Genomic DNA, 13,046 nt, shown 5'->3' with positions numbered 1-13,046 from the left:
CCGCGCGCCCGGTCGCGTCACCTCCCCGGCTCCCGCCTCGGCGTGGCGCGACATAATGGCGCCATGAGCGTCTCCCTCGGTATGCCGCCCCTGCCCCCGCCGGTCCTCGCCCCGCGGCGACAGACCCGCCAGATCCAGGTCGGCAAGGTCGGTGTCGGGAGCGACTTCCCGGTCTCGGTGCAGTCGATGACGACGACGCCGACGACCGACATCAACGCGACCCTCCAGCAGATCGCCGAGCTCACCGCCTCGGGCTGCGACATCGTGCGGGTGGCCTGCCCGAGCCAGGACGACGCCGACGCACTGCCGGCCATCGCGCGCAAGAGCCAGATCCCGGTCATCGCCGACATCCACTTCCAGCCGAAGTACGTCTACGCAGCCATCGACGCCGGCTGTGCGGCCGTGCGCGTCAACCCCGGCAACATCCGCCAGTTCGACGACCAGGTCAAGGAGATCGCCAGGGCGGCCAAGGACGCCGGCGTCTCCATCCGCATCGGCGTCAACGCGGGCAGCCTCGACAAGCGGATCATGGAGAAGTACGGCAAGGCGACGCCCGAGGCGCTCGTCGAGTCGGCGGTCTGGGAGGCGAGCCTGTTCGAGGAGCACGACTTCCACGACTTCAAGATCTCGGTCAAGCACAACGACCCGGTCATCATGGTGCGCGCCTACGAGCTGCTCGCCGAGCGCGGCGACTGGCCCCTCCACCTCGGCGTCACCGAGGCCGGCCCCGCGTTCCAGGGCACGATCAAGTCGGCGACGGCCTTCGGCGCCCTCCTCTCGCGGGGCATCGGCGACACGATCCGCGTCTCGCTCTCGGCCCCGCCGGTCGAGGAGGTCAAGGTCGGCATCCAGATCCTCCAGAGCCTCAACCTGCGCCCGCGCAAGCTCGAGATCGTCTCGTGCCCGTCGTGCGGCCGCGCCCAGGTCGACGTCTACACGCTCGCCGACCAGGTCACCGCCGGCCTCGAGGGCATGACGGTCCCGTTGCGCGTCGCCGTCATGGGCTGCGTCGTCAACGGCCCGGGGGAGGCCCGCGAGGCCGACCTCGGGGTCGCCTCCGGCAACGGCAAGGGCCAGATCTTCGTCAAGGGCGAGGTCATCAAGACCGTCCCCGAGGCGCAGATCGTCGAGACGCTCATCGAGGAGGCCATGCGCCTCGCCGAGGAGATGGGCGAGCCGGTCGACGAGGAGTCGGCCGGGGCCCCGAGCGTCACCGTCAGCTGAGGTGCGCGGGCCCGTCCGCTCGACCGAGCGGTATGCCGTCCTGCGCGACCTCGCCGAGCGTGTCGTCGCGCTGCGCCCCGGTGAGCGCGTCGCCGTGGCGGTCGACGGTTTCGACGGTGCCGGCAAGACGGTCCTCGCCGACCAGCTCGCTGAGGTGATCGGCGGACTCGACGCCGCGCGCGACGTGCTGCGCGTCTCCATCGACGGATTCCACCGCCCCCGGGCCGAGCGCATCGCGCGGGGTCGCGGGCCGGAGACCTTCTACGAGGACTCATACGACTACGACGCGTTCCGGCGCGCCGTCGTCGAGCCCTTCCGTGGCGGCGAACCGGTGACCCCGGCCGTCAACGACGTCGAGGCCGACGAGCCGGTGCGGCCCGCCCCCGTCGCAGTCAGGCCCGCCACGGTGCTGCTCGTCGACGGGATCTTCCTCCAGCGGCCGGAGCTCGCCGACGTCTGGGACGCCGCGGTGTGGGTCGAGGTGCCCTTCGCCGTCTCGGTGCCCCGCGGCAACGCCCGCTTCGGGGACGGACACGACCCCGACCCGGAGGCGGCGTCGAACCGCCGCTACGTCGAGGGCCAGCGCCTCTACCTCGCGGCTGCCGACCCCCGGGCCCGTGCGACGTGGGTGCTGGACAACACCGACCTCGAGCGGCCCGTCCTCGTCTCGCCACGCTGAGACCTCGCCCTGAGCGGCTGAGGGGCTGCCGGGAGCCGCCCGTCACGGTGGTCGTGACGCGTTCGTGAGGCGCGCCGGGGTGACACCCGGGCCGCAGACGGGCACTCTTGGGTGGTGCTCCGCCAACGCCTCCCTGTGCGACCGCTGTCGGTGGCCGACCACGACGCCGCGCTCGAGGTGTGCGCGCGTGACCGGGTGGCCAACGCCTTCGTCGCCGCCCGCATCGTCGAGGGATCGCTGCGCACGTCCCCGGGCGCGCTCCTCGGGCACTGGGGTGACGGTGAGCTGCGCGGCCTCGCCTGGGTCAGCGCCAACGTCGTGCCGGTGGAGCTCGACGACGACGGCGTCGCGGCCGTCGCGTCGCGGATCAGCAGGATGCGTCGTCAGTGCGCCTCGATCTTCGGCCCGAGCGGGCAGGTCGTCGGCCTGTGGGACCGGCTCGGCCCCACGTGGGGACCCGTTCGCGCGATCCGCACCCACCAGCCGTTGCTGACGACGCGCACGCGTCCCTCGACGCTCGGCCTGAGCCTCGATCCGGGAGTGCGCCCGGCCCGGATGGACGAGGTCGACCTCGTCCTGCCCGCCGCGGCGCACATGTTCACCGAGGAGATCGGCTACCCGCCCTACTTCGGCTCCGACCGCGGCTACCGGGCGAGCATCGCCGCGTTGGTCCGCGCCGGCCACACCTTCGTCAAGATCGAGGACGGCGAGGTCGTCTTCAAGGCCGACGTCGGTTCGCTCGCCCTCGGCTGCGCCCAGGTCCAGGGGGTCTGGCTCCACCCTCGACTGCGCGGACAGGGTCTCTCGGTGCCCGCCATGGCGAGCGTCGTCGAGCAGGTGCTGTCGGGCCTGGCCGACGAGGTGTCGCTCTACGTCAACGACTTCAACGTCGCGGCCCGAGCGACGTACGAACGCTGCGGTTTCCGCGAGGTCGGGTCGTTCACGACGGTGCTGCTCTAGCGTCCTCGAGAGCCCGGCCTAGGGTGGGGCTCATGAAGACCGCGACGAACGCCCCGCTCGGCAAGGACGCCATCGCCCTCGCCGGTCTCTTCCTCACCTCGGGCACGATGCACTTCGTCAAGCCCGAGCCCTTCGAGGCGATGGTGCCGAGGCAGCTTCCGTCACGCCGCGCACTCGTGTATGCCTCGGGCGCGCTCGAGATCGCTTGTGCCGTGGGGCTGTTCATCCCTCGCACGCGTCGCGCGGCCGGTCTCGCGTCAGCGGCCCTTCTCGTCGCGGTCTTCCCGGCGAACGTCACGATGACGGGCCAGGCCAAGCGTCGCCTCGACCGGAAGCCGGACGACGCGAAGCGGCAGGGCTACCTCGCCGCGACCGTCGCGCGGCTTCCGCTCCAGTGGCCGATGATCCGCACGGCGCTGCGCGCCGGGGGAGTGATGCGCTGAGGCGTCAGACCCGCGCGCCGAACGCGATGCTGATGCTGTCACCGACGCGGCGATACCCCATCGCCGTGTAGATGGCGTTCGACGTCGGGTTGGCGAGGTCGGTGTAGAGCATGCAGCTCTCGCCCGCGTCGAGGCGATCGGCGCTGAGCGCCGCGACGACTCCACTCGCGTAGCCGCGCCCGCGCAGGTCCGGCGGGGTCCACACCCCCGAGATCCGGGTGACTCCGCCGTTGGCCGTGGAGGCGTACGCCATCGACACCGCGCGCCCGGCGTCCTCCCAGAGCCCGACCCGTCCGGAGGCGACGTGCCGGTCGAGCGACGGGACGACCCGTGCCACGCCGTCGATCGCCTCGACGAACCGCTGGTGCCAGTCGTCGACGAGGGCGGTGTCGGCCTCCGTCGCGAGCCGGAAGGAGCCGCTCACCTGGAAGGGCACGTGCGGCCGGGTCGGCAGGTCGAAGCGGCCCACCTCCATGGCGACCCGCGACGTCGCTCCCGTGCGCGCGACCCACTCCGTGGCGAAGGCCTCGGCCGGGCCACGCTGGCCGCCGACGCCGGGCAGCACGTCGCGCTGGGCCACGAGCAGGGCTGCGAGGTCGCGGGCCTCGTCGGCGCTGGCGAGCGCGATGTGCAGCGGATGGGGAGGCGTGTGCATGAACGCTCCGACGACCTCACCCGACCCGTCGGTGGTCGCCCACCAGCGGGGCCCGCGGTAGCGGTTCCGGTCGACGACGAGACCCTCCGTCACACTCGCGACGACGCTGAGCGCCTCGGGCTCGCGCGACACGAGGTCGGCGAACCACGCCTGTGCCTCGGCGGGGTCGGTGACGAGCGTGAACGTCCTGGTGGGGCGCGGCATACGGCAACTCTCGCGCAGGAGACGGCCCGTCGCGAGCCCGTTTCCGTGCCGCGTGCGGGGCCGTCAGACGTGGGCGATGACCTCGGCGTGGGTCATCGCGAACCACGCGTCGGGGTGGGTCGACCAGGCCTGCCAGGCGGCGCTGATCCTCGCGAGCTCGTCGTCCGTCGTGAGCCCGCGCCCCAGCGCCTGGGTCGCGAACGTCGACTCGAGGGTGCGACGCGCCCACGTGCCGCCCCACCACGCGCACTGCTCCGGCGTCGCGTACGTCCACAGCGACGCCGACGGGGTGAGCCGGGTGAGGCCGGCGGCGTGCGCCCAGGCGACGAGGTGGCGGCCGGCGTCCGGCTCGGCGTGGTTGAGTCGTGCGAGGTGGCGGTAGAGGTCGAGCCAGCGGGTCATTCCCGGCGATGCCGGGTGCCACACCATCGAGGCGTAGTCGACGTCGCGCACCGCGACGATGCCCCCGGGGCGTGCGACCCGAGCCATCTCGCGCAGCGCTCCCACGGGATCGGTGAGGTGCTGGAGCACCTGGTGCGCGTGGACGACGTCGAAGGACGCGGCGGCATACGGAAGGGCCATGACGTCGGCGCGCTCGAAGCGGGTGCGCTCGTCGCCACGCGCTGCCGCGTGGCGGCGGGCCTGCTCGAGGGGACCGTCGACGTTCTCGATCCCGACGACCACGCCCGACGGGCCGACGGCCCCGGCGAGGTCGAGGGTGATCGTGCCGGGCCCGCAGCCGACGTCGAGGACCTGCAGGCCGTCGTGCAGGTGGGGGAGCAGGTAGGCCGCCGAGTCGGCGGCGGTGCGCGCGCCGTGCGACGCGAGGACGCTCGCGTGGTGACCGTGGAGGTAGACGTCCGCCATGGCGCGACGCTACGCCTCGTCCCCGGCGCGAGGTGGGGTCGTCCACGCACGACGAAGGCCCGCCCCTGGAAAGGGGCGGGCCTCCACCGAGTGCGGTGACCGGGTGGTCTCAGCTCACTTGGTGAGCGGGGCCAGCGTCGGGTCGTTCGCGTAGGCCTCGGCTGCGTTCTCCTTGGTCACGATGACCGGGGGGAGCAGGTTGGCCGGGACGACCTTGACACCGTTGTTGTAGGACTTGGTGTCGTTGACCGTCGGGGCCTGGCCCTTCTGGAGGGCGGAGACCATGGCGATGGTCTCCTTGACGAGGTTGCGGGTGTCCTTGTTGATCGTGGAGTACTGCTCACCCGCCATGATCGACTTGACCGACTCGACCTCGGAGTCCTGGCCGGTCACGATCGGCACGGGCTTGCCGGCCGCCTTGACCGACGTGATGATCGCGCGGGCCAGCGTGTCGTTGGGCGACAGGACGCCGTCGAGCGCAGCGCTCGTGTAGTTGGCCGCGAGGAGCGTGTCCATGCGCTTCTGGGCGTTCTCGGCCTTCCAGCCCTGGGTGACGACCTGGTTGAAGTCCTTCTGGCCGGACGTGACCTTGAGCGTGCCGTCGTCGATCTTCGGCTTGAGCACCTTCATGGCGCCGTCGAAGAAGACCTGGGCGTTCGCGTCGTCGGGCGATCCGGCGAAGAGCTCGATGTTGTACGGGCCGTTCGGCTTCTTCTTGGCCATGCCGTCGAGCAGGGCCTGGCCCTGCAGCTCGCCGACCTTGAAGTTGTCGTAGGCCACGTAGTAGTCGACCGCGGGCGTGTTCTTCACGAGACGGTCGTACGCGATGACCATGGCGCCGGCGTCCTTGGCGGCCTTGAGCTGGGTGCCCAGCTGCGAGCCGTCGATGGCGCCGACGACGATGACCTTGGCGCCCTTGGTGACCATGGCCGAGATCTGGTTCTGCTGCTCCGACACGCCGCCGTTGGCGAACTGGACGTCGCCCTGGAAGCCGGCGGCGGACAGGCCGTCCTTGAACAGCTGCTCGGCGAGCACCCAGTTCTCGGAGGTCTTCTGCGGCAGGGCGACGCCGATGACGGCGTTGGCGGGGAAGCCCGCCGCAGCGGATCCGCCGTTCGATGCGCCCGGCGTCGTGCCGGTGTCGCTGCTCCGACCGCAACCGGTCAGAACAAGGGCGGCCACAGCCGTGACGCCCAGCACCTTGGTGAAGGTACGCATGTGCTCTCTTTCCTCTCATCGCGTCCGGGCGGAGCGCGGATCCCTCTCGGTCGCGGGCGGGCGCCCTGACCGGGTCTTTGGTGTTGCTTGGGTGGGTCTTGGGGTGTTCGTCGGGCCGAGCCGGGGCTCAGCTGGACTGGCGGATGGTCTCGGAGACGGGAGTCGTCTCGGTGGCCGCGGAGGGCGGCGGCGGCGCCGCGGAGTCGTCGTCGGTGCCGCCCCGCCGGAAGCCACGGGTCAGCATGCCGAGGAGTGAGACCCGGCCCTGCGACTTGTTGTAGACGTCGAAGGCGACGGCGACGAGCAGGACGAGGCCCTTGATCATCTGGGTCGCGTCGGCGCCGATGCCCTGCAGCTGCAGGCCGTTGTTGAGCACGGCCATGACGAGGCCTCCGACGATGGAGCCGACGACGGTGCCGACTCCGCCGGTGACGGCGGCGCCACCGATGAAGACGGCCGCGATCGCGTCGAGCTCCCAGCCGACACCGTCGGACGGGCCGGAGGCGGTCGAGCGCGCCACGAAGATCATGCCGGCGAGGGCCGCCAGGATCGACATGTTCATCATGACGAGGAAGTTGACCTTCTTGCTCTTCACACCGGAGAGCTCGGCTGCGTGCCGGTTGCCGCCGACGGCGTAGATGTGGCGGCCGATGACCGTGCGGTTGGAGATGAAGCCGTAGACCAGGACGAGGACGGCGAGGATGATGCCGGCGATCGGGAACGACGTGCCGGGCCGGCCGGAGCCGAAGAGCAGGGTCGCCCCGATGATGGCGGCGCAGATGAGGCCGAGGCGCACCCACATGACCCACGCCTCCTCGACCTCGGCGCCGAGCTTGACGAGGGCGCGGCGGCTGCGGAGGCTGCCGACGACGATCCCGATGGCCAGCAGCAGGCCGATGAGGACGGTGAGGTTGTTGTAGCCGGTGTTGGGACCGACCTCGGGGAGGTATCCGCCGCCGATGACCTGGAAGTCCTCGGAGACGGGCACCGAGTTGGACTTGCCGACGTACTGGTTCGCGCCGCGGAAGAGGAGCATGCCCGAGAGTGTCACGATGAACGCCGGGATGCCGACGTAGGCGGTCCACATCCCGTGCCACGCGCCGACGAGGGCGCCGATCGCGAGGCCGAGGAGGATGCCCATCCACCAGCTGAGGTTCCAGTCACGCATCGCGATGGCCACGCAGATGCCGACGAACGCCGCGACGGAGCCGACGGAGAGGTCGATGTGGCCGGCGATGATGACGAGCACCATGCCGATGGCGAGCACGAGGATGTAGGAGTTCTGCTGGAAGATGTTGATGACGTTGTCCGGTGTGAGCGTCAGCCCGCCGGTCCAGATCTGGAAGAAGATGATCAACGCCACGAGGGCGAAGATCATGCCGAGCTGACGGGTGTCGCCACCGAAGATCTTCTTGACCTTGTCCATGGGTGCAGTCCTGGCTGTGTCGGGTGTGGATGGGGGAGGTGTCGGGTCCGGCGTCTCGGCGCCGGTCAGGCGCTCTCGCGCGTGGTCGCCTGGGAGCCCCCGTGGGTGCGCCGGGTCATGAGTCGCATCAGGGACTCCTGGTCGGCCTCCTCACGGGACAGCACGCCGGTGACCGCGCCCTCGGCGATCGTGTAGATGCGGTCGGACAGGCCGATCAGCTCGGGGAGCTCGGACGAGACGAGGATGACGCCCTTGCCCTCGGAGGCCATCCTCTGGATGATCCCGTAGATCTCGAACTTGGCGCCGACGTCGATGCCGCGCGTGGGCTCGTCGAGGATGAGCAGGTCCGGCTCGGTGAAGAGCCACTTCGCGAGGACGACCTTCTGCTGGTTGCCGCCCGAGAGCTTCGCGACCCCTTCGTCCACGTTGGGAGCCTTGGTGCGCAAGGACTTGCGGTAGGACTCGGCGTAGTTGTACTCCTCGCGCTCGTCGACGACGAAGCCGTGGGTGATGCGCGAGAGCCGTGCCGAGACCGTGGTGCGCTTGATGTCGTCGAGGAGGTTGAGACCGAGCGTCTTGCGGTCCTCCGTGACGTAGGCGAGGCCGGCGTCGATGGCGTCGGAGACCGACCGCAGCCGCACCTCCTTGCCGTCCTTGAGGATGGTGCCGTCGACGTACGTGCCGTAGGAGCGACCGAAGAGGCTGCGCATGAGCTCGGTGCGTCCGGCGCCCATGAGGCCGGCGAAACCGACGATCTCGCCGCGGCGGACGAAGAAGTCGCTGTGCTTGGCGACGAGGCGGTCGGCGACGCTCGGGTGGCGCACCGTCCAGTTCCGGACCTCGAAGAAGACCTCGCCGATGTCGGGGGTGTGGTCGGGGAAGCGCGACTCGAGGTCGCGGCCGACCATGCCGCGGATGATGCGGTTCTCGTCGACGCCGTCCTCCTTGACGCGGAGGGTCTCGATCGACTTGCCGTCGCGGATGATGGTGATGGAGTCGGCGATCTGCTCGATCTCGTTGAGCTTGTGGCTGATCATGATGCAGGTGACGCCCTTGGAGCGCAGGCCCGCGATGAGGTCGAGCAGGTGCTGCGAGTCGCCCTCGTTGAGGGCGGCGGTCGGCTCGTCGAGGATGAGCAGCTTGACGTCCTTGGACAGCGCCTTGGCGATCTCGACGAGCTGCTGCTTGCCGACGCCGATGTCGCGGATCTTGGTGTCGGGCTCCTCCTCGAGGCCGACGCGGGCGAGCAGCTCGCGCGCCTTGACGCGGGTCGAGAGCCAGTTGATGACGCCGCTCTTGGCCGTCTCGTTGCCGAGGAAGATGTTCTCGGCGATCGACATCTCCGGGATGAGCGCGAGCTCCTGGTGGATGATGACGATGCCGGCGTGCTCGCTGTCGCGGATGTTGTTGAACTCGCAGAGCTGACCCTCGAAGTGGATCTCGCCGTCGTAGGTGCCGGCGGGGTGCACCCCGGAGAGCACCTTCATGAGGGTCGACTTGCCGGCGCCGTTCTCCCCGCAGATCGCGTGGACCTCTCCGCGGCGGACGGCCATGGAGACGTTCGAGAGCGCCTTGACGCCGGGGAACTCCTTGGTGATGTCCCGCATCTCGAGGATGACGCTGCCGGGCGGGTTCGCGGCGGTGGTGGCCGCGGCGCCGGTGCGGTCCGCACCCGATGATCCAGGAGCCGGGATGGAGGGGTCGCTCATCTGGTCGTCAACACTCCTTTGTGGTGTTTCGTGAGGCGCGAACGCCCTCCCCGATTGTTGCTCACCGTTCACCCGTGCGTGGCCGAACACCCCGTCGTGTTGTCACAAGGACGTCACGATGTCTGGACGAGTTCGACCGCACCTGCCGATCCGGCAGGCTCACTGAACACGCGGGGCTACTCGCCGGTCAAGCCCGTGACCGGTTCCTGTCCGGTCAGGACGGGAAGTGGACAAGACACGGGCCAACGGGACATCACGGGCGGCCGATATCCTGCCGGGGTTCCGCACCCCGCGCGCCGGTCCCGCCGCGCCGTGCACCCTGCACCACTCGAGGAGTCCCGGTGGCCCTGCACATGTCGTCCCTGTTCCTGCGAACCCTTCGTGAGGACCCGGCGGACGCAGAGGTCCCGAGCCACCGGCTGCTCGTCCGCGCCGGCTACGTGCGCCGGGTCAGCCCCGGCGTCTACACGTGGCTGCCCCTCGGCCTGCGCGTGCTCCGCAACGTCGAGAAGATCGTCCGCGAGGAGATGGACGCCATCGGCGCCCAGGAGCTGCTCTTCCCGGCCCTGCTGCCCAAGGAGCCCTTCGAGGCCACCGGTCGCTGGACCGAGTACGGCGACAACATCTTCCGCCTCCAGGACCGCAAGGGCGCCGACCACCTCCTCGGCCCGACCCACGAGGAGATGTTCACCCTCACGGTCAAGGACCTCTACAGCTCCTACAAGGACCTGCCGCTCTCGATCTACCAGATCCAGACGAAGTACCGCGACGAGGCCCGTCCGCGCGCCGGCGTCCTGCGGGGCCGCGAGTTCGTCATGAAGGACAGCTACTCCTTCGACGTCGACGCCGCAGGTCTCGAGAAGAGCTACCAGCTGCACCGTGAGGCCTACGTCCGCATCTTCGACCGCCTCGGCTTCCACTACGTCATCGTCGAGGCGATGGCGGGCGCCATGGGTGGCAGCAAGAGTGAGGAGTTCCTCGCGACGGCCGAGGTCGGCGAGGACACCTACGTGCGGTGCACGAGCTGCGGCTACGCCGCCAACGTCGAGGCCGTACGCGTGCCCACCCCCGACCCGGTCGGCTGGGACGGCGTGCCCGCCGCGCACGCCGAGGACACCCCCGACACCCCGACCATCGACACGCTCGTCGCGCACCTCAACGAGCGCTTCCCGCGCGAGGACCGCCCGTGGGCCGCGGGCGACACGTTGAAGAACGTCGTCGTGACGCTCGTCCAGCCCGACGGGACCCGCGAGCCGCTCGCCATCGGCGTCCCCGGTGACCGCGAGGTCGACGAGAAGCGCCTCGGCGCGCAGGTCGAGCCGGCGGAGGTGGAGGCCTTCACCGAGGCCGACTTCGCCGCCAACCCGGCGCTCGTCAAGGGCTACATCGGCCCGGGTGCGCTCGGGCTCGAGGGCACGACCGGCATCCGCTACCTCCTCGACCCCCGGATCGCCGAGGGCAGCCGCTGGGTCACTGGTGCCAACGTCGCCGGCCAGCACGTCATCGACCTCGTCGCCGGCCGCGACTTCACGGCCGACGGCATCATCGAGGCCGCCGAGGTCCGCGCCGGTGACGCCTGCCCGAACTGCGACCACACGCTGTCGACGGCCCGCGGCATCGAGATGGGCCACGTCTTCCAGCTCGGCACGAAGTACGCCGAGGCGCTCGACCTCAAGGTGCTCGACCAGAACGGCAAGCTCGTCACGGTCGTCATGGGCTCCTACGGGGTCGGCGTCTCACGGGCCGTCGCCTGCGTCGTCGAGGGCAACCACGACGAGTCCGGCATCATCTGGCCGCGCGAGCTCGCGCCCGCCGACGTCCACATCGTCGTCGCCGGCAAGGACGAGGTTCTCTTCGTCAAGGCCGAGGAGCTCGCCCGCGAGCTCGAGATCCAGGGCCTCACGGTCCTCGTCGACGACCGCAAGGGCGTCAGCCCCGGCGTGAAGTTCAAGGACTCCGAGCTCGTCGGCATCCCGACGATCCTCGTCATCGGTCGCGGCCTCGCCGACGGCACGGTCGAGATCAAGGACCGGCGCACGGGCGAGCGCCGGGAGGTCGCCGTCGACGACGCCGTCGCCGCCCTGACCGCCGAGGTCACCGCGGAGGTCGAGCGCTCGTGACGGCCGTCCCGCCCGTGCGGGCCGTCCTCTTCGACTGGGGCGGCACCATCACGCCCTGGCACGAGGTGGACTTCCACGCCACGTGGGGGGCGTATGCCGCCGGGCTCGGTCACACGGGCGACGCGCACGCCGCGTTCGTCGCGGCCATCTGCGCCGCCGAGGACGCCGCGTGGCGCCGCGGGCGCGGCGGGTGTGGCAGCGCACGTCTGCACGAGCTGCTCGAGTCGGTCGGCGTCACGGACGACCACCCGGGCGCCGAGGAGGCGCTCACGGCATACCGCGCCCTGTGGGAGCCACACACCATCACGGCACCGGAGATCCGCCCTCTGTGGGAAGGCTTGCGCGAGAAGGGGATCCGTGTCGGCGTGCTGTCCAACACGCTGTGGGACCGCGACTACCACCGGTCGATCTTCGAGCGGGACGGCGTGCTCGACCTCGTCGACGTCGACGTCTATTCCAGCGAGACCCCGTGGGTGAAGCCGCAGCCCGAGATCTTCGCCCACGCCGCCCGTGCGGCCGGTGTCGAGCCCGCTGAGTGCGCCTACGTCGGCGACCGGTCCTACGAGGACGTGCACGGTCCCCAGCAGGTCGGCATGCGCGCCATCTGGGTGCCGCACTCGAGCATCCCGCTCGACCAGCAGGTCTCGCACGACGCGACGCCCGACGCCGTGGCGCACGAGCTCGGCGACGTGCTCACCATCGTCGAGTCGTGGAACGCCCGCGTCCACGGTGCGGACGCGTGAGCGACCCGACCCTCACGACCCTCGCCTTCCTCGGGGCCGCGGCGTTCGTCGCGGGCTGGATCGACGCCGTCGTGGGCGGGGGTGGCCTCGTGCAGCTGCCGGCACTGCTCATCGGCCTCCCCGGCGCGTCCCCGGCGCAGCTGCTCGCGACGAACAAGTTCGGCTCGATCTTCGGCACGGCGACGAGCTCGGTCACCTTCTACCGGCGCGTGCGCCCCGACCTGCGCACGGCGCTGCCGATGGCGGCCGTCGCCTACGTCGGGTCGATCGGCGGAGCGCTCATCGGGCTGCACATCCCCAAGTCGGCCTTCAACCCGATCATCCTCGTGCTCCTGGTCCTCGTCGGCGCCTACACGCTCTTCAAGCCGGACCTCGGCACGCAGTCGATCCGCCGCTTCCACGGCGCCAAGCACACCGTGCTCGCGATGCTGACCGGCTTCAGCATCGGGGTCTACGACGGAGCGCTGGGTCCGGGCACGGGCAGCTTCCTCGTCTTCGCCCTCGTGGGCCTGCTCGGCTACAACTTCCTCGAGGCGAGCGCCAAGGCCAAGATCGCGAACTTCGCGACGAACCTCGGGGCGCTGACGGTTTTCCTGCCGATGGGTCTCGTGATCTTCAAGGTCGGGTTCGTCATCGCCGGGGCCAACCTGCTCGGCGGCTACGTCGGGGCCCGCACGGCGGTGGCCAAGGGGAGCGGCTTCGTGCGCGTCGTCTTCGTCCTCGTCGTCAGCGCCTTCATCGTCAAGATCGGCGGGAGCCTGCTCGGCTGGTGGCCCTGACGCGTCGGGCCGGTCGGGT

General features: G+C 70.5%; 12 protein-coding genes. 7 read left to right on the top strand and 5 right to left on the bottom strand.

What is annotated here, in order from left to right:
* Positions 1-63: 63 nt before the first annotated feature.
* The 4 genes from ispG (at position 64) to H283_RS0106495 (ending at position 3,306) form a co-directional block, all read left to right on the top strand.
* Positions 64-1,224 (top strand): flavodoxin-dependent (E)-4-hydroxy-3-methylbut-2-enyl-diphosphate synthase, encoded by a 1,161-nt coding sequence (gene ispG / locus H283_RS0106510; protein ID WP_026863740.1) that lies wholly within the window; start codon positions 64-66, stop codon positions 1,222-1,224.
* A gap of 1 nt (position 1,225) precedes the next feature.
* The gene (locus H283_RS0106505) at positions 1,226-1,903 is read left to right on the top strand and encodes a hypothetical protein (protein ID WP_020142709.1); all 678 of its coding nucleotides are present in this window, start codon (positions 1,226-1,228) and stop codon (positions 1,901-1,903) included.
* A gap of 114 nt (positions 1,904-2,017) precedes the next feature.
* Positions 2,018-2,863: a GNAT family N-acetyltransferase gene (locus H283_RS0106500; protein WP_028785377.1), complete on the top strand. Its 846-nt coding sequence runs from the start codon at positions 2,018-2,020 to the stop codon at positions 2,861-2,863.
* A gap of 32 nt (positions 2,864-2,895) precedes the next feature.
* Positions 2,896-3,306, top strand: a complete 411-nt coding sequence (locus H283_RS0106495; protein WP_020142707.1) for a MauE/DoxX family redox-associated membrane protein — start codon at positions 2,896-2,898, stop codon at positions 3,304-3,306.
* A 4-nt stretch (positions 3,307-3,310) separates the two neighbouring features.
* On the opposite strand, the gene H283_RS0106490 is transcribed toward H283_RS0106495, so the two are convergent.
* The 5 genes from H283_RS0106490 to mmsA all read right to left on the bottom strand — a co-directional run bounded on the left by H283_RS0106490 (position 3,311) and on the right by mmsA (position 9,283).
* A complete protein-coding gene (locus H283_RS0106490) occupies positions 3,311-4,165 on the bottom strand; it encodes a GNAT family N-acetyltransferase (protein WP_020142706.1) in 855 nt (284 codons plus the stop codon).
* A 63-nt stretch (positions 4,166-4,228) separates the two neighbouring features.
* Positions 4,229-5,032, bottom strand: coding sequence for a methyltransferase domain-containing protein (locus H283_RS0106485; RefSeq protein ID WP_020142705.1), 804 nt, complete (start codon positions 5,030-5,032; stop codon positions 4,229-4,231).
* A 114-nt stretch (positions 5,033-5,146) separates the two neighbouring features.
* Positions 5,147-6,250 carry a sugar-binding protein gene (locus tag H283_RS0106480; RefSeq protein ID WP_020142704.1) on the bottom strand — a complete coding sequence of 368 codons (1,104 nt, stop codon included), beginning with the start codon at positions 6,248-6,250 and terminating at the stop codon, positions 5,147-5,149.
* Between the two features lie 127 nt (positions 6,251-6,377).
* Positions 6,378-7,676: a multiple monosaccharide ABC transporter permease gene (gene mmsB / locus H283_RS0106475; protein WP_020142703.1), complete on the bottom strand. Its 1,299-nt coding sequence runs from the start codon at positions 7,674-7,676 to the stop codon at positions 6,378-6,380.
* 65 nt (positions 7,677-7,741) lie between these two features.
* Complete coding sequence (mmsA, locus tag H283_RS0106470; RefSeq protein ID WP_043648711.1) at positions 7,742-9,283, bottom strand: multiple monosaccharide ABC transporter ATP-binding protein; 1,542 nt, start codon at positions 9,281-9,283, stop codon at positions 7,742-7,744.
* A 443-nt stretch (positions 9,284-9,726) separates the two neighbouring features.
* Between mmsA and H283_RS0106465 the strand changes: the two genes are divergently transcribed.
* From H283_RS0106465 to H283_RS0106455, 3 genes are read left to right on the top strand one after another with little or no spacing between them, the layout of a single operon-like run.
* Complete coding sequence (locus H283_RS0106465) at positions 9,727-11,505, top strand: proline--tRNA ligase (RefSeq protein ID WP_020142701.1); 1,779 nt, start codon at positions 9,727-9,729, stop codon at positions 11,503-11,505.
* Positions 11,502-12,248 carry an HAD family hydrolase gene (locus H283_RS0106460; RefSeq protein WP_020142700.1) on the top strand — a complete coding sequence of 249 codons (747 nt, stop codon included), beginning with the start codon at positions 11,502-11,504 and terminating at the stop codon, positions 12,246-12,248. The genes H283_RS0106465 and H283_RS0106460 overlap by 4 nt, the downstream gene beginning before the upstream one ends.
* Positions 12,245-13,027: a TSUP family transporter gene (locus H283_RS0106455; RefSeq protein WP_020142699.1), complete on the top strand. Its 783-nt coding sequence runs from the start codon at positions 12,245-12,247 to the stop codon at positions 13,025-13,027. The genes H283_RS0106460 and H283_RS0106455 overlap by 4 nt, the downstream gene beginning before the upstream one ends.
* Positions 13,028-13,046: the final 19 nt, after the last annotated feature.

Source organism: Terracoccus sp. 273MFTsu3.1, from assembly GCF_000383675.1.
Lineage (GTDB): Bacteria > Actinomycetota > Actinomycetes > Actinomycetales > Dermatophilaceae > Terrabacter.
The sequence above is the reverse complement of the archived record's forward strand: the minus strand, read 5'-3'. Positions and strand labels throughout refer to the sequence as shown.

Coding starts and splice junctions, on each gene's coding strand:
- H283_RS0106490 (WP_020142706.1), bottom strand. CDS start 4,165: ATGCCGCGCCCCACCAGGACGTTCACGCTCGTCACCGACCCCGCCGAG.
- ispG (WP_026863740.1), top strand. CDS start 64: ATGAGCGTCTCCCTCGGTATGCCGCCCCTGCCCCCGCCGGTCCTCGCC.
- mmsA (WP_043648711.1), bottom strand. CDS start 9,283: ATGCGGGACATCACCAAGGAGTTCCCCGGCGTCAAGGCGCTCTCGAAC.
- mmsB (WP_020142703.1), bottom strand. CDS start 7,676: ATGGACAAGGTCAAGAAGATCTTCGGTGGCGACACCCGTCAGCTCGGC.
- H283_RS0106495 (WP_020142707.1), top strand. CDS start 2,896: ATGAAGACCGCGACGAACGCCCCGCTCGGCAAGGACGCCATCGCCCTC.
- H283_RS0106485 (WP_020142705.1), bottom strand. CDS start 5,032: ATGGCGGACGTCTACCTCCACGGTCACCACGCGAGCGTCCTCGCGTCG.
- H283_RS0106480 (WP_020142704.1), bottom strand. CDS start 6,250: ATGCGTACCTTCACCAAGGTGCTGGGCGTCACGGCTGTGGCCGCCCTT.